This is a genomic window from Actinoplanes xinjiangensis (assembly GCF_003148685.1).
Lineage (GTDB): Bacteria > Actinomycetota > Actinomycetes > Mycobacteriales > Micromonosporaceae > Actinoplanes > Actinoplanes xinjiangensis.
This window is the reverse complement of sequence record NZ_QGGR01000022.1, coordinates 57,593-71,851: the sequence shown is the minus strand read 5'-3', so window position 1 is coordinate 71,851 and position 14,259 is coordinate 57,593. Positions and strand designations below refer to the sequence as shown.

The following is a 14,259-nucleotide window of genomic DNA, read 5'->3' as shown; positions in this document are numbered from 1 at the left end:
TGACGCCGCGGGCCACTATGCCCTGTCACCGTGGATCGCGCGACCCGCGGGGGCCGTGCGCCCGGGTCAGCCGGTGGAGATCTCGGCCGTGCAGTTCTCCCGGTTCGGGGTGTTCCGCCAGAGGCAGACCTGGATGGTCACCGCCCGCCCGTCGATCGTGGTCGGTACGGCGGGGGAGTGCACGTAGCCGCGTTCGGTCACCGGCAACGCCGTCGCGCAGCTGTGCCACGGGCCGTCCGCGACCTTCCAGCGCACGCGGGTGCCGCCGGAGTGCGGGGTGGCGTCCTCGGAACCCGCGCGGCCCCAGTAGTAGATGCGGCCCTGGTGGCCGGCATAGCGGGCGGACCCGTTCATCGCGTCGAAGTCGAGGGTCGGGCTGAGCCGGGTGGCCCGCTCGTCGTCGAACACCGTCGCCGCGTCGGTGATGATCTCGTCGCCGTCCACACCGTCCCGGCAGTCGACGTCACCGCCCGCGGGCGCTCGTGCGGTGTCACGTTGCAGGTACACGATCCCCGCCGCCGCGCCGGCGATGACGACCGCGACCACACCGAGGACCGGTGCGAGCCGGCGCCGGCGGATCCGGGGCTCCTCGGGCCGGGGAACCGGTCTGGCCTCCACGACCAGTGCCGCCGGCGCACGGGGTACGGGCAGCAGGTCCGGGGCACGGCGGTCGGCTTCCCGCGCCTCGTCGACCAGGGCGGTCAGGTGTTCGACCGCGACGGCGAGGCGCCGCACGTCCTCGTCACCGAACGGGATCCCGGCGATCCGGTGCGACGCCCGGGCGACCGCGACCACCGCCACCGGATTGGTCAGGTGCGACAGCTCACCGGCCAGGATCGCGCCGACGACATCTTTGTCGACGGCCACGCCGGGGGCCATCCGATGGGTCCGGATCACCTCGGCCAGGTGCCGCAGCGATGCCGGTCGGCGCCGGCGGCGTGGTTCCGGCGTGCCGGGCGGTGGCGTGTAGACACCGTGCCGGCCCGCCTGCGCGGCGGCCGCGTTCACCGTGGAGGTGATCAGCTGTGCCGCCTCGTCGACCCGCTGCCACCACGGATCCGTCCTGTCCACCACACCGAACCCCCGATCACATAGACCGGTATCATTTTAAAAGGAGGGGTACGCCGCCGGCGGCGCGTGGGTGCCCGATTGGCATGCCGGCCACCTTGTCCCCGGTCGGGCGGCGGTGTTGGCTGAGGTGAACCCGTGACCCTGGACCCGGTCGCCGCTGCGATGACGAGGAAATCGATGAGACGCTTCCCGGGTAGGACCACGACATCGATCGCGGTCGCCGGATCACTGGTCATGGCCACGGTCTCCCCGGTCGCCGCCGCGCCCGCTCCCGGTGGTCCCACCAGCCGGGTCAGCGTGTCCACTGCCGGCGCCGAGTCCGACGGCGAGAGCTTCGCCCCCGCGGTCAGTGGCGACGGCCGGTATGTGGCGTTCTGGTCGACGGGGTCGTCCCTGGTCGCCGGGGACACCAATACCACCGCCGACGTGTTCGTCCGGGACCTGCGGACCCGGACCACCACCCGGGTCAGCGTGGCCACCGACGGCGCGCAGGCCGACCAGGAGGCGTCCGAGCCGTCGATCAGCGGAACTGGGCGGTACGTCGCCTTCTCGTCCCACGCCACCAACCTGGTGCCCGGCGACACCAACGACCGCGGCGACATCTTCGTACGGGACCGGACGGCGGCCACCACCACCCGGGTGAGCGTCACCGGTGCGGGCGCCGAGGCCGACAACACCAGCCACAGCCCGGCCATCAGCGCGGACGGCCGGTTCGTGGTGTTCGTGTCGTACGCCACCAACCTGGTGTCCGGCGACACCAACGGCTTCGAGGACGTCTTCGTCCACGATCGGCGCAGCGGCACCACCCGGCGGGTCAGCGTCTCCACCGCCGGCGCCGAAGCCGACGAGCGCAGCATCAACCCGGCCGTCACCGCGGACGGCCGGTACGTGGTGTTCGGTTCCTTCGCGTCCAACCTCGAACCGGGCGGTGCCGCCGGGATCTTCGTCCGCGACCTGCGGCGCAACCGCACCGACCTGGTGAGCCGCACCGACGCCGACCAGCCGGCCGGCGGCAACCTCGGGCTGGACGCGGCGATCAGCGCCCAGGGCCGGTACGTGGCCTTCTACACCGACGCCGCCGACGTCGTACCGGGCGACACCAACAACGTGCAGGACATCTTCGTGCGCGACCTGCGCACCGGATCCACCAGTCGTGCCGGCCTGTCCGGCACGGGGCTACAGGGCGACGACAACAGCCTCGCTCCGGCGATCAGCGGGGACGGCCGGTTCGTGGCGTTCGAGTCGTACGCCACCAACCTGGTACCCGGTGACACCAACGGCTTCGAGGACGTCTTCGTCCAGGACCGGTGGACAGGTTCCCTCCGGCGGGTCAGCGTCTCCGGCTCCGGTGCCGAAGGTGACAGCGTCAGCAATGCGGCCGCCCTCAGCGCCGACGGGAGCCGGGTCGCGTTCGTGTCGTACGCCACGAATCTGGTACCGGACGACGGCAACCACCTCGTCGACGTCTTCGCGGCTCCCCGCCGTTGACGGTGGGGCCGGTCAGCGGCGCACCCGGTAGCGCACGTGCAGCACCCGGTTACCCGGAAGCACCGCGTCGGGATCCTCCAGCAGGTGCTGCCCGCCGACCGACCCGAAGAAGCGCTTACCGGACCCGAACACGACGGGTATGACGTCCATGCGCACCTCGTCGACCAGGCCCGCGGCGAGGGCCTGGCCACCGACGTCACCGGCGGCGACCTCGACCACGCGGTCGCCCGCGAGCTCCCGCGCCCTGGCCACGGCCGCCTGCACCCCGTCGACGAAGTGGAACGGCGCCGCCGGGTCCCAGCCCTCAGGTGCCGGGCGGTGTGTCACGACGACCACGTGGTCCACCCCGCTCGGAGGCTTCCCGTCCCAGCCGTCGGTCAGGTCGAACACGTGGCGGCCGCAGATCGTCGCCCCGATCTGGTCCCAGTACGGCCGGGTGTAGTCGTAGGACACCTGCGACACCCTCACCTCGCCGCTGTCGTCCAACGCGACGTCACCGCCGACCAGCCAGTCGAACAGCGGTCCGGGCTGATCGTTCTCGTCGGCGATGAACCCGTCCACCGACACCGAGCCGTACATGACCACTCTGCCCACGCCGCGCTCCTCTTCTGGGGAATGTCCTCAGGTTAGAGTTCTCCGGGCTGCGGTTCTTGTAAGAAATCAATCGGCCGGCAGCGGCCAGCCGTCCAGCACGTGACCGGGATGTTCGCGCTGGAAACGCCGCCGGACCTCGGCGTACCGGGTCGGGGTGAGCCCGGTGAAGGCCCGGAACTCGTGACCGAAATGGGCCTGGTCGAAGTAGCCCGCACCGGCGGCGAGGCCGGCCCAGTCGATCGGTTCGGCCGGGTTGATCGCCAGCATGGTGGTGGTGAAACGGTAGGTGCGGGCCAGCCGCTTCGGTGTGACGCCGACGAGCTGTTTGAACCGCTGTGCCAGATGGGTGCTGCTGACACCGGCCGAGGCGCGCAGGTCGTCGATCACCACCGCCCCGCCGGTCGCCGCGATGATCCCGCTCGTATGACGGACCAGACCCAGGCCGGCGGTCTCACGCAGCCGTCGGGTCAGCTCCTGCTCGAGCAGCGTCAGCATCGCGTGCGGCCCGTCCGCCGAGGCCAGCCGGTCTCGCAGCTCGGCGGTGGCGGGCCGGCCCCAGACCTGCTCCAGCGTCACCGGCCGGTCGCACAGTTCGGCCGCGGGCATCGCCAGGAACGGCGCCGGCCCCCACGGTTTGAAATGCACACCGACGGACCGGGTCCGGGGCGGATAGCCGAAGTCCAGCGCGCGGGTGGGCATGGTGACCACGCAGCCGTCGGCGTACTCGGCCGCCGCGATGTCGGTGCCGGCACGGATGCGCAACGGCGCACCGAGGTTGACGATGAGGAACGCCGCCGGACTCGCCGGCAGCATCAGCCGGGCGTACGGCGGCGCACCCTCCAGGTAGTAGAGGTCGTCGATCAGCCCGTCCAGCGGCGGTCGCGGCACTCGGGACACGTACTCCACGCCCCCAGCATCGCCGACGGCCCGCCCGCGTCGCGCGCCGGACCTCGGCTGCTCAGGTGATGTCGACCAGAACCTTGCCGACGGTGCCGTCCTGCACCGCCTGATGGGCGTCGGCGGTGCGTTCGAGCGGGTAGCGGACCAGTGGCAGGCCGTGCTCCGCGCCGACCGGCAGCGCACCGGCCCCGACCGCGGCGGCCACGTCCTCGGCGGCGGCGGTGAGCGCCTGCCGGCCGACGGTGTACAGCACCAGGAACTGGAACCGGGTGTTCAGCATCATGTTCTGCCGCACGTCCAGTTCGACCGGCTTACCGCCGTCGTTGGCGTACGTCGAGATCGTGCCCCGGGTCCGGAGCACGGCGAGGTCGAGGGCGAGGTTCGCGCCGAGGGCGACCTCGGCGACGAGGTCGACGCCGTCCGGGGCGATCGCGCGGATCGCCGCGGCGGGATCGCCGTCCCGGTAGTTGACCGTGTGGTGGGCGCCCGCGGCCGCGGCCAGGCGGGCCTTCTCCGGCCCGCTGATGGTGCTGATCACCGTGGCGCCGGCCCACCGTGCGAGCTGGATCGCGGCGTGCCCGACGGCTCCGGCGCCGCCCGCGACGAGGACGACCTTGCCGTCCAGCGCACCGGGCCGCAGCCGCTGGGGGCCGTCCTCGGCGACGGTCAGCGCCCGGTGCGCGGTGAGGGCGGGCACCCCGAGCGAGGCGCCCAGGTCGAAGCTCGCCGCGTCGGGCAGTGGTACGGCCTGCTCGGCCGGTACGACGGTGAACTCGGCGGCCGTCCCCGTCGGTCGGCCGGCCGTCGCCATGAACACCCAGACGCGCTGGCCGACCCGCCCCGGATCGACGCCGTCGCCGACCGCGTCGATCGTGCCCGCGCCGTCGAGATGGGGGACGACCTCGTCGAACTGCTTCGGGTTGGTCGCACCGGACCGGGTCTTCCAGTCCGTCGGGTTGACGCCCGACACGACGATGCGCACACGCACCTCGCCCGGACCGGGCGCCGGTACCGGGCGGTCGAGGAGTTGAAGTACGTCGGTACCGCCGTTGTCGCGGTAGATGATGGCCTTCATCCTCCGGACCTTAACCGCTGTGACGGCGGGTATGCCGCGCCGTCACCGGCGCGCCGCCGGGCGCCGGAGTCCACCAGGCCGGCCAGCCCGGCGAGGCGCCGCGCGGACGGATCGTTGCTGAAGATCGTGACGTTGCGGTGCCCGGGCACCGGCCGCCGGTGGCCAGGTGCGGTACGGCGACGTGCAACCGTGCTGCTGCCGATCGGCACCGGTTGGGGGAACCGTGCGCGAATAGCGTCGGAGGTCCTCGAATTGGAAGGTCTGATGGTGACTTCGCCCTGTTACGACACCCCGATTGATGCGCTCGTCCGTCCCGAGCGACTGGCCGCGGTGGACCAGCTGCTGCCGGGCACCGAGGGCACCTCACCGGCGTTGCAACGGTTCGTCGACGACGTCGCCGACCTGCTGCGCGCTCCCTGCGCGGGGGTCTCACTGATCCTCACCGACGCCGGCGTGCTGCTCGCGACGCATGGGGTGGGTGGCTGGCTCGCCGAAGCCGGCGGCATGCCCGCGCAGTGGGCGCCGTGCGCGACCGTGGTCCGCCATGACACTCCTCTGCTGATCACCGACACCCATGACGATCCTGCGCACACCACCAACCCGCTGGTGATGGTCACAGGAGTGCGCAGCTACGCCGGGGTGCCGCTGCATCTGGACGGGCAGGCCGTGGGTTCGTTGTGCGTGCTGGCCGGCGAACCCGGCGTGTTCACCCAGGCCGACCTGGACACGCTGGTCAGCTTGGCGCCCCGCGCGGTCACGCTGCTGCACGAGACCGTCGCCGGCTGACCTGCCGCAGCCGTGCCCATGCCACCGACGTCCCCGCTGACTGCGTACCGGAAAGGCTCGTCACCCTCGATGACTACCGACATTGCCACTGACCTCACGTACGGGCTGGCCTGCCCCACCGTGGCCGACCTGCGAGCCTGCATCCTGCAGAGCACAGGCGGCGACCCGCAACTGTGGTCACAGCTCTGCACGGCCGTCGCCGTCCCCGCCGACACCGACGATCCCGCTGTCCTGGCCGCACTTGTCGCCGCCGCGCGGAAGGCGACCACCGGGACCGTACGGATCGCCGTCGTCTCCTTGGGCGTTCGCCTTCGCGCTCACGCCGCTCTGACCGCCCGGTAAGCCACGCCGGAGTTCCAGCCGGCCACCGCCGGATCTGTTGTCGCGTGTTCAGCGGTGCAGGTCGGCGGCCGGGCCGTCTCGGCGCAGAGTTGACGTTCCGCGATCGATCACCGAGTTGATCAGCTTGCGTGCCCGCTCCCCATAGACCGCCTCGGCACGTAATCGCTCGAACATGGCCGCGTACCGGGCTATCTCCTGTGGGCGCGTCACCTTGATGGCGGCGGTCGGCGTCTCGAGAGCGACCGCGTTCTGATCGAAGATCCAGAAACCCACGGTCGCGATGGCGAACCGTTGAACGTCTGCAGGGATGATCCCGACCGACACGAATGGAAGCCGCATCACTTCCAACAGATGCTGCAACTGCTCGGCGTGCTCGCTGGGCGTGCCCCGCCGTGTATGGAGCGCCTGCTCACCGAGGACCGCCACAATGCGCTTCGCCGGCGTCAGCGCGATGGCCGTGCGCTCTGCCTTCATCGCCACCGTGGCGTCGGCGTCGTCGGGTGCCTCGAGGAACTCGTACCAGAAGGTCAGCATCTGCCTGATGTAGGCCTCGGTCTGGAAAACGCCTGGCATGACGAGCGGTTCGTGGATCCGGAACGTTGTCGTGGCCTGGTAGGTGGCGATGGAATGGAGGTCGCCAAGCCGTCGCATGCCGGCCCGTGCCTGCCGTGACCATTCCAAGTAGGCGGACTCGATGGACTGGGCGGTGGCCAGCAGGTCGGGGAGTCGATCCTCGGCGCCGCAGGTGATGCACCACGCGCGGATGTTGGATTCGGTCGGGGGTTGGCCGCCGTTCTCGATGCGGCTGATACGGGTGAAGTGCTGTCCCGTGGCTGCGGCCAGCTCCTTGCCGGTGAGGCCGGCTGCCTTCCGCAGGTTGCGTAGGCGCGCGCCTAGTTCCTTGCGTGCCTGCTGGACGGAGCTACTCGGATCGGTTTTCATCAGGTTTCGTCAGGTCCCAGACGTTCTCGAATGCGGTGACGCAAGTCTGAACGATCCGGGGATCTTCGGTGATCTCGAACGAGGCATTCGTGCCGGAGCCCGCATAGTGCAGGAACAGGGCCGTTTCGCCGTCGAACACGTAGAAGTCGCCGCTTCCGGGCAGTAGGACATCGACGAGCCGCGGGCGACTGATGTACCGGATGTCCTCGCCGGCCTCGATGAAGAGCTCGGCGTGGGATCGGGTCCACTGCTGGTAGGTGCTCAGCGGCTCGGACACGACCCGGGCACGACGGCAGGTTCGGCCGGCTGCCCGGTGGTTGCGCAACATGTCGAGCCACCAGCCGAGCCAGGCGTAGTCGTCTCGCTCGCCGCGCGCCCACTTCGCCATGTGCGGCAGTTCCACCTCGGTGCCGTAGGCGTCGCGCGTCTCCAGATGAACGAAGGAGTTCCGTATGCCCCGGCAGAGGTCGTTGAGGTCCTCGTAGGTGGCGGGCTGCATCACGGCTGGGGCTGGAAGAACGGAACCAGGCGATCGGGGATCTCGACGCAGGCCTCGCCGTCCGGGACGTCCATGGCGGCGAGGGCGTCCGGGTCGGTCACCACCCATCCCTGGACCACCCAGGTGCCACGGTCGGTGCGGTAGAGCGTAGGTGACCCGGACGGTTCTGAACCGGGGTCCTTGGCGATGAACTGCAGTTTCATCCTGCCTCCTGTGACTTGTCCGCTTCTCTCGTGACCTATGGTTGCCGACTGGCTCCGCGAGGTCAATCTGCAAATTTCTGCAAACTCCTAGAAGAAGATCTTGGATGCTCCGTAGGTTCCGATGGCCGGGACGGGTCTCGGCAGGGTGGCCGGCCCACGGTGATTCGGCGCACGGAGGCGACGATGAGACTGCGAATGAGAGTGCACAAAGCTCGGCGATGGTGGTGGATGGCGCGGCGCTGTGCCCTGTGTCGCAACCCGTGGCCGTGCCCTCTGGCCAGAGAAGCCGAGTTGACCGCGCGCATCATCGCTGTCGTCGCACGCGAGGGTCAGCTCGATGCCGAAGTGCGCCCGGTCAGCGCATACCTTGCCGCTCCAGTGCTCGGGGGCCAGGCGTGACCGATCGTCGCCACTATCCGCCGATCGCCGTCTTCCATATCCCGGAGTGTCCGACTCTCGGCGGCAACGGCACCGCCAGGTCACACGAAGTGGCGCGCGCCGATTGGCCTCACCACAGAGATTGCGCCTGCTTCCGGTTGGCTATGACGGCGGTGGTGCCTTACGTGATCGTGGAAGAGGGCGACGACGGCGACCATATGTACGAGCCGTCCGGGGACAGACCCGATGACGCTGCCCGGTCGCTGTGCCGGACGTGCAAGGGCACCCACGGGAACGTCGACCAGGAGCGGGAGCGCATCGAGGTCACGTTGGTGCCGGTGACGCCGAAAGTTGCGCCGCGATGAGCCGGTTGCCGTTGCGAAAGCCGACGGTTAAGTCAGATCAGGGGCCGATCGTGACGGCGATCTGGTTGGCGACCGGCGACCCGGCCGAGGCCGGGTGACGGCGGCGGGTACGCCGGCCCGTCACGGACGGGCCGGTGACACCTCGATGACGTGTTTGCCGTGCACCCCGCCGGCCTCCATGCCGCGGTGGGCGTCGGCGGCGCGGTCCATCGGGAACACGGTGTCGACGACGGGCCGCAGGGCACCGGAGTCCACCAGCCTGGTCAGTTCGGCGAGGCGCTCCGCGGACGGATTGTTGCTGAAGGTCGTGACGTTGCGGTGCGCGGCGATGAAGACGAACGTCCTCAGCAGGGCGTCCGGGTCGAGCGCGAGGGCCACCATGCGGCCGCGGGGCGCCAGCAGCCGACGGTAGGCGGGCAGTTCGGTCCCCACCAGGTCGAGGACGACATCGAAGGTGCCCAGCTCGGCGGGCTCGGCGGTGCGGTAGTCGACGACGGTGTCGGCCCCCAGGTCCCGGACCCGGTCGAGGCTGCGTGCGCCGGCCAGGGCGGTGACGTGCGCGCCGATCGACCTGCCGAACTGGACGGCGACGCTGCCGACGCCGCCGGCCGCGCCCCGTACCAGAAGCCGTTGTCCTTGCCGGAGGTTCACGGTCTCGGTGAGGGCGGTCAGCACGGTGGTGCCGGCCGACGGCAGGGCGGCGGCGCCGACCAGGTCGACGGAGGCCGGAGCGGGGGCCAGGAGCTTCTCGGGTACGGCCACGAACTCGGCGGTGCTGCCGAAGGTGAGGTGCGGCATGAGTCCCCAGACCGTGTCACCGGCCCGGAACCGCTGCACGCCGTCGCCGACGGCCTCGACGTGACCGGTGAACTCGTTGCCGATTCCGGCGGGTGGCCGATGCCGCATGACCCGCCGCAGCCGTCCGGCCCGGATCGGCATCTCGCCGCCGCCGACGCCGGCGGCCCGGACCCGGACCAGGACCTCGTTGCGCCCGGCCGGTGGTTTCGGCAGCTCAGCGACGTGCAGGACGTCGGCGGGCCCGAATCTGTCGTATCGGACTGCGCGCATGGTTCTCTCCGATCAAAGTGGGGTGCCACCCCGTTTACTCGGCGCTACGCTATCCGGAGGACCACCCCATTTGACTGTGGAAGGGAGCGCGGGTGACGAGAACCACTCCGGGACGGCCACTGCGCGCCGATGCCCGCCGCAACTACGAGCGGATCCTCGCCGCCGCCGGGACCGTCTTCGCCGAGCAGGGCGCCGACGGTTCGCTGGAGGAGATCGCCCGCCGCGCCGACGTCGGATCGGCGACGCTGCACCGGCACTTCCCCTCCCGCCGGGCCCTGCTGCTGGCGGTCTTCGAGGACGGCATCGCCGGACTGTGCGAACAGGCCCGGTCGCTGGCCCGCGACGCCGCACCCGGCCCGGCGCTGACCACCTGGCTGCGGGCGCTGGCCACCTACACCGTCACCCACCGTGGTCTGTCACTGTCGCTGCTGCCGCCGGGCCCCGGCGCCGCGGTCGGCGACGACCCGTGCCACGTGATGCTCCACGACGCCGGCGCACCCTTGCTGCACAGTGCACAGCGGGCCGGCGCGGTGCGCTCCGACGTCGTGTTCGCCGACCTGCTCACCCTGGTCACGGCCATCTCGCTGGCCATCGAGGCGACCGGGGACCCGGCCGAGGCCGAGCGCCTGCTGACCCTCGCCCTCAACGGCATCCACGTTACCGCCTGAGGGTCACCCGGAGATTGTGCAGTTCACCCCGTCCAGGCGGAGGTCGGTGGGCCGCGCGTTGACGCCGCTGTAGGTGGCCTGGAGGCCGAATGTCACGGTGGCACCGGTCGCCAGAGCGCCGTTCCAACTGGTGTTGCGTGCGGTCACCGCGGCGCCCGACTGGCTCACCGTGGTGTTCCACGCGTTGGTGACCTGCTGGTTGCCGGGGAAGGTGAAGGCGAGCGCCCACGAGGTGCGGGCCGTGCCGAGGTTGGTCACGGCGACGCTCGCGGTGAAGCCACTGCCCCATTGGTCGGCCGTCCAGCGCACCGAGCAGGCCGCGGCCGGCGGGGACGCCGACGTGGAGGCGGGCGGCGTGGTGGGGGAGCCGAGCGGCGGGAAGCGCAGGATCCGGTCGTCGTCCGTGGCCGGCGTGCCGCGGCCGTCGCGGTTGCTGGTGGTCACCCACAGTGCCCCGTCGGGTGCGCGTTCCACGGTGCGCAGCCGCCCGTACCGGCCCTGGAGCAGCGCGACCGGGGTGCCCGCGCCGCCGGCACCGTCGAGCGGGACCGACCACAGGCGCTGGCCGCGCAGCGCCGCCACGTACAGCGTCTGGTTGTCGATGGTGGCGCCGCTGGGTGACGCCTCGGCGGTGCTCCACACCACGATCGGGTCGCGGAAGCGGGGGTCGTTGCCGCGCCCTTCGACCGTCGGCCAGCCGTAGTTGGCGCCGGCGACGATCTGGTTCACCTCGTCCCAGGTGTTCTGGCCGAACTCGGAGGCGTACAGCCGGCCCTGCGCGTCCCAGGCCAGGCCCTGCGGGTTGCGGTGGCCGAGGCTGTAGACCAGCGACCCAGGGAACGGGTTGCCCGTGGCGGGCACCCCGCCGTCGGGGCGCATCCGCAGGATCTTGCCGTTGAGACTCTGCTGGTTCTGGGCGTTCGACGTCACGGCCGCGTCGCCGACGGCGGCGTACAGCATGCCGTCCGGGCCGAACGCGATGCGCCCGCCGTCGTGGATGCTCGCCTTGGCCAGCCCGCTGAGGACCACCTGCTGGGTCTGCGGGGTGTCCAGCCGGAACCGGGTGATCCGGTTGTCGCCGGCGGCGGTGAAGTAGACGTACACCAGGTTGTCCTGCGTGAACGTGGGGGAGACCGCCAGGCCGAGCAGGCCGGCCTCGCCGGTGGCGGCGACGCCGGGGATCGTGGTGACGGTGGCCGGTGCGGCGCCGGGACGCACGCGCAGCACACGGCCGCTGTTGCGTTCGGCGACCAGCGCGCTGCCGTCGGGCAGGAAGCCGAGGCCCCAGGGGACGGTCAGGCCGGTCGCCACCGTCTGTGGATTGGCCAGGTCGGGTTCCAGGGCGGCTGCCGGCGGGCTGGTCGCAACGAGTGCGGCACCCACGGTGAGCGCGGCAAGCGTGCTGCAGGCGGCGATCGTACGGCGCATGGGGCACCCCCAAAGTGATAGACCGCCCTCAATGTACGCGCGGGTCGGGAGTGTGTCCAAACGAGGCACTCGCCCTGATGTGCCCTCGTGCGGACGTTCAGCCGGAATGCGGGCCCAGCTTGAGGTGACTGGTGATCCGGTAGCGGTCGCCGCGGTAGATCGACCGCGTGAACTCGATGATCCGTCCGCCGTCGTCCCGGGTGGTGCGCTCGAAGAGCAGGGCCGGTGAATGGAGTGGCACCGCCAGCAACAGCGACTCGTCGGCGTCGGTGACGGTCGGTTCGACGGTCTGCACCGCCTCGGCCGGGTTCACCCGGTAGCGCTCCCGCAGCAGGTGGTACAGCGATCCGGAGACGAAGTCCCCGGCGGTGATGCCGGGGACCAGCTCGGCCGGCAGCCGGATCTCCTCGACGGCCATCGGCTCGCCGTCGACGATCCGCCGGCGTTCGACGTGCAGCACCTCGGTGCCCGGGGAGATCTGCAACCGCCGGCCGAGCCGGGCCCCGGCCGGTCCGGTCCGGAACCGCAGCACCTCGCTGGTCCAGTCGCCGTCGGCGGGCGGGACGGCCTGACCGAAGGCGGCGGGTACCTCCTGGGAGATCTTGTGCGGGCTGGTGAAGGTGCCCCGGCCGTGCTGGCGGACGAGCAGACCGGTGCGGGCCAGGTCGTCGATGGCCGCCCGCACCGTCGGGCGGGAGGCACTGAGCAACTCGGACAGCGAGCGCTCCGACGGCATGGGATCGCCGGGCGCCCGTGCGTCGATCAGCTCGCGCAACCGCTCGCGGACCTCAGCGCGCCGCATCGCATCCCCCATCGCCTCACGTCCACCGAAGGTGCCGGTGGTCCAGTCTTCCGGTCGGGAGGGGTCGCTGTCGACGTCGGACGGTGGGCGCCGGCCCGGCGAAACGCCACTGTAAAGAAACCTTCCCGGATTCTATTGACGCATACCACTGGTCCGGAGCACAGTGTCCGTGCGGCTGAATTCCATACCAGTGGTCAGTCAGGCCCGGCCCTCCAAAGGAGCCCACCCCCATGGGACCAATCCCCATCCGCAAGATCGCCATGGGTACGACCATGGCCGCCACCCTCGCGGCTCTCACCGCCGCCGGGATCGCCGCAGCCCCCAGCGGCAGCGCCGCCGTCGGCTGTGGCGTGCTCTTCGACGACTTCGACTACTCCTCACGTACCGACGCGGCGCTCGGCCAGCGGGGCTGGAGCGTACGCGCCACCGCCGGCGGTCCCGGCGTCAGCGGCGCCCGCTGGCTGCCCGACAACGTGTCCTTCCCGACCGTCGACGGGCAGAAGGTCGCCCAGCTCAAGGCGGTCACCGACGGCACCGCGGCCGGCACGTCGCACGCCGAGTTCTCGCAGTCCGCCCGCCGCTTCTTCGAAGGCACCTACCTGGCCCGGATCAAGTTCTCCGACGCCCCGGTCAGCGGCCCCGACGGCGACCACGTGAACCAGACCTTCTACACCATCTCCCCGCTCGCGGCGCCGCGCGACCCGCTCTACTCCGAGATGGACTTCTCCGAATACCTGCCCAACGGCGGCTGGGGCGAACCGGGCCCGATCAACTACCAGACCACCTGGTACACCTACGTCGCCGATCCCTGGTACGCCGACAACCAGCACAGCCAGCAGGCCCGCAGCATCAACGGCTGGCACGACGTGATGGCGACGGTCTCCGGCGGCCACGTTAAGTACTACATCGACGGCGCGCTCGTCGGCGACCACTCCGGCAAGGTCTACCCCCGCCAGAACATGTCGATCGACTTCAACCAGTGGTTCATCGACCTGGCCGGGCACAGCGGCGGCACCAGCACCTACCTGCAATCGGTCGACTACCTCTACCACGCCAAGAAGCAGGTGCTCAGCCCGGCACAGGCGGCGGCCGCGGTCAACGGCTACCGCGCCGGCGGAACCACCCACACCGACAACGTCGTCACCGCCAACGACTGCGACCCCGGCGTCCCGCCCACCGGTCCCACCACACCACCGGCCACCGGCGCGACCATGCTCCAGTCCAACTTCAGCGGCCGCTGCATCGACATCCCCGGCGGCGTGCCCACCGCGGGCACCGCCCTGCAGACCTGGGACTGCAACGGCAGCGCCGCCCAGAAATGGACCTTCGAAGCCGACGGCACGGTACGGGCGATGGGCAGATGCATGGACCCGGCCGGGGGAGCCCTCACCAACGCCACCCCGATCCAGCTGGCCGACTGCAACGCCAACCCCGTGCAGCGATTCACCCTGACCGGCGCACGCACCCTGCAGAACGTCTCCTCGGGCCGCTGCGTCGACATCAAGGACTGGAACGGCGCCAACGGGGCCAAGCTGCAACTCTGGGACTGCGCCGGCACCACCAATCAGATCTGGGGCAGGCTCTGACCGCCTGACCGGCCCGGCGGGGTCCGCGGACCGCTTCCGGCCACCCCGGGTGTGCGACGGTCGC

Annotated in this window: 16 protein-coding genes and 1 pseudogene; 6 read left to right on the top strand and 11 right to left on the bottom strand. The window is 70.9% G+C overall.

The genetic code is table 11. From position 1 onward, the window contains the following. Positions 1 to 66: 66 nt before the first annotated feature. Positions 67 to 1,071, bottom strand: a complete 1,005-nt coding sequence (locus tag BC793_RS35715; protein WP_146246601.1) for a hypothetical protein — start codon at positions 1,069 to 1,071, stop codon at positions 67 to 69. Between the two features lie 177 nt (positions 1,072 to 1,248). Between BC793_RS35715 and BC793_RS35710 the strand changes: the two genes are divergently transcribed. Then, the gene (locus BC793_RS35710) at positions 1,249 to 2,559 is read left to right on the top strand and encodes a TolB family protein (RefSeq protein WP_158319476.1); all 1,311 of its coding nucleotides are present in this window, start codon (positions 1,249 to 1,251) and stop codon (positions 2,557 to 2,559) included. A gap of 12 nt (positions 2,560 to 2,571) precedes the next feature. Here the strand turns inward: BC793_RS35710 and BC793_RS35705 are convergent, their stop codons facing one another. The 3 genes from BC793_RS35705 to BC793_RS35695 form a co-directional block, all read right to left on the bottom strand. Next, a complete protein-coding gene (locus BC793_RS35705; RefSeq protein ID WP_109600677.1) occupies positions 2,572 to 3,153 on the bottom strand; it encodes a dihydrofolate reductase family protein in 582 nt (193 codons plus the stop codon). Positions 3,154 to 3,219: 66 nt separating this feature from the next. Further along, positions 3,220 to 4,059 (bottom strand): helix-turn-helix domain-containing protein, encoded by an 840-nt coding sequence (locus BC793_RS35700; RefSeq protein WP_239170456.1) that lies wholly within the window; start codon positions 4,057 to 4,059, stop codon positions 3,220 to 3,222. Positions 4,060 to 4,111: 52 nt separating this feature from the next. Then, positions 4,112 to 5,128, bottom strand: a complete 1,017-nt coding sequence (locus BC793_RS35695) for an NADPH:quinone reductase (RefSeq protein WP_109600673.1) — start codon at positions 5,126 to 5,128, stop codon at positions 4,112 to 4,114. Positions 5,129 to 5,317: 189 nt separating this feature from the next. On the opposite strand from BC793_RS35695, the gene BC793_RS35690 reads away from it, so the two are divergent. Both BC793_RS35690 and BC793_RS35685 read left to right on the top strand, forming a co-directional pair. Further along, positions 5,318 to 5,914, top strand: a complete 597-nt coding sequence (locus tag BC793_RS35690) for a GAF domain-containing protein (protein WP_109600672.1) — start codon at positions 5,318 to 5,320, stop codon at positions 5,912 to 5,914. A 69-nt stretch (positions 5,915 to 5,983) separates the two neighbouring features. Next, on the top strand, positions 5,984 to 6,256 hold the full coding sequence (locus BC793_RS35685; RefSeq protein WP_109600670.1) for a hypothetical protein: 273 nt from the start codon (positions 5,984 to 5,986) through the stop codon (positions 6,254 to 6,256). Between the two features lie 48 nt (positions 6,257 to 6,304). Here the strand turns inward: BC793_RS35685 and BC793_RS35680 are convergent, their stop codons facing one another. Genes BC793_RS35680 through BC793_RS35670 form a run of 3 tightly spaced genes read right to left on the bottom strand, consistent with a single transcriptional unit; the run spans position 6,305 to position 7,900 of the window. Next, entirely contained in the window at positions 6,305 to 7,198 is an 894-nt protein-coding gene (locus tag BC793_RS35680; RefSeq protein WP_109600668.1) for a helix-turn-helix domain-containing protein, read from the bottom strand. Further along, positions 7,179 to 7,697 (bottom strand): DUF6879 family protein, encoded by a 519-nt coding sequence (locus tag BC793_RS35675; protein ID WP_109600666.1) that lies wholly within the window; start codon positions 7,695 to 7,697, stop codon positions 7,179 to 7,181. The genes BC793_RS35680 and BC793_RS35675 overlap by 20 nt, the downstream gene beginning before the upstream one ends. Beyond that, positions 7,697 to 7,900, bottom strand: coding sequence for a hypothetical protein (locus BC793_RS35670; RefSeq protein ID WP_109600664.1), 204 nt, complete (start codon positions 7,898 to 7,900; stop codon positions 7,697 to 7,699). Before BC793_RS35670 ends, BC793_RS35675 begins: the two co-directional genes overlap by 1 nt. 395 nt (positions 7,901 to 8,295) lie before the next feature. On the opposite strand from BC793_RS35670, the gene BC793_RS49145 reads away from it, so the two are divergent. Further along, positions 8,296 to 8,643, top strand: coding sequence for a hypothetical protein (locus tag BC793_RS49145; RefSeq protein ID WP_146246600.1), 348 nt, complete (start codon positions 8,296 to 8,298; stop codon positions 8,641 to 8,643). A gap of 120 nt (positions 8,644 to 8,763) precedes the next feature. On the opposite strand, the gene BC793_RS35660 is transcribed toward BC793_RS49145, so the two are convergent. Then, positions 8,764 to 9,711: an NADP-dependent oxidoreductase gene (locus BC793_RS35660; RefSeq protein ID WP_109600660.1), complete on the bottom strand. Its 948-nt coding sequence runs from the start codon at positions 9,709 to 9,711 to the stop codon at positions 8,764 to 8,766. Positions 9,712 to 9,803: 92 nt separating this feature from the next. Between BC793_RS35660 and BC793_RS35655 the strand changes: the two genes are divergently transcribed. After that, a complete protein-coding gene (locus BC793_RS35655) occupies positions 9,804 to 10,379 on the top strand; it encodes a TetR/AcrR family transcriptional regulator (protein WP_109600658.1) in 576 nt (191 codons plus the stop codon). Between the two features lie 3 nt (positions 10,380 to 10,382). Here the strand turns inward: BC793_RS35655 and BC793_RS52935 are convergent, their stop codons facing one another. From BC793_RS52935 to BC793_RS35645, 3 genes and pseudogenes are all read right to left on the bottom strand, one after another. Beyond that, positions 10,383 to 10,688 carry a cellulose binding domain-containing protein gene (locus tag BC793_RS52935; RefSeq protein ID WP_373871277.1) on the bottom strand — a complete coding sequence of 102 codons (306 nt, stop codon included), beginning with the start codon at positions 10,686 to 10,688 and terminating at the stop codon, positions 10,383 to 10,385. A gap of 72 nt (positions 10,689 to 10,760) precedes the next feature. Further along, a pseudogene (locus BC793_RS35650) lies at positions 10,761 to 11,807 on the bottom strand (PQQ-dependent sugar dehydrogenase); the annotation flags it as partial. A 97-nt stretch (positions 11,808 to 11,904) separates the two neighbouring features. Continuing rightward, a complete protein-coding gene (locus BC793_RS35645; RefSeq protein ID WP_109600654.1) occupies positions 11,905 to 12,609 on the bottom strand; it encodes a GntR family transcriptional regulator in 705 nt (234 codons plus the stop codon). A 230-nt stretch (positions 12,610 to 12,839) separates the two neighbouring features. On the opposite strand from BC793_RS35645, the gene BC793_RS51840 reads away from it, so the two are divergent. Then, complete coding sequence (locus BC793_RS51840) at positions 12,840 to 14,195, top strand: RICIN domain-containing protein (RefSeq protein WP_109600652.1); 1,356 nt, start codon at positions 12,840 to 12,842, stop codon at positions 14,193 to 14,195. Positions 14,196 to 14,259: the final 64 nt, after the last annotated feature.

Excerpts from the sequence above, each read along its gene's own strand:
- BC793_RS35710 (WP_158319476.1), top strand. The coding sequence starts at position 1,249 with ATGAGACGCTTCCCGGGTAGGACCACGACATCGATCGCGGTCGCCGGA.
- BC793_RS35695 (WP_109600673.1), bottom strand. The coding sequence starts at position 5,128 with ATGAAGGCCATCATCTACCGCGACAACGGCGGTACCGACGTACTTCAA.
- BC793_RS35685 (WP_109600670.1), top strand. The coding sequence starts at position 5,984 with ATGACTACCGACATTGCCACTGACCTCACGTACGGGCTGGCCTGCCCC.
- BC793_RS35680 (WP_109600668.1), bottom strand. The coding sequence starts at position 7,198 with ATGAAAACCGATCCGAGTAGCTCCGTCCAGCAGGCACGCAAGGAACTA.
- BC793_RS35675 (WP_109600666.1), bottom strand. The coding sequence starts at position 7,697 with ATGCAGCCCGCCACCTACGAGGACCTCAACGACCTCTGCCGGGGCATA.
- BC793_RS35670 (WP_109600664.1), bottom strand. The coding sequence starts at position 7,900 with ATGAAACTGCAGTTCATCGCCAAGGACCCCGGTTCAGAACCGTCCGGG.
- BC793_RS35660 (WP_109600660.1), bottom strand. The coding sequence starts at position 9,711 with ATGCGCGCAGTCCGATACGACAGATTCGGGCCCGCCGACGTCCTGCAC.
- BC793_RS35645 (WP_109600654.1), bottom strand. The coding sequence starts at position 12,609 with ATGCGGCGCGCTGAGGTCCGCGAGCGGTTGCGCGAGCTGATCGACGCA.
- BC793_RS51840 (WP_109600652.1), top strand. The coding sequence starts at position 12,840 with ATGGGACCAATCCCCATCCGCAAGATCGCCATGGGTACGACCATGGCC.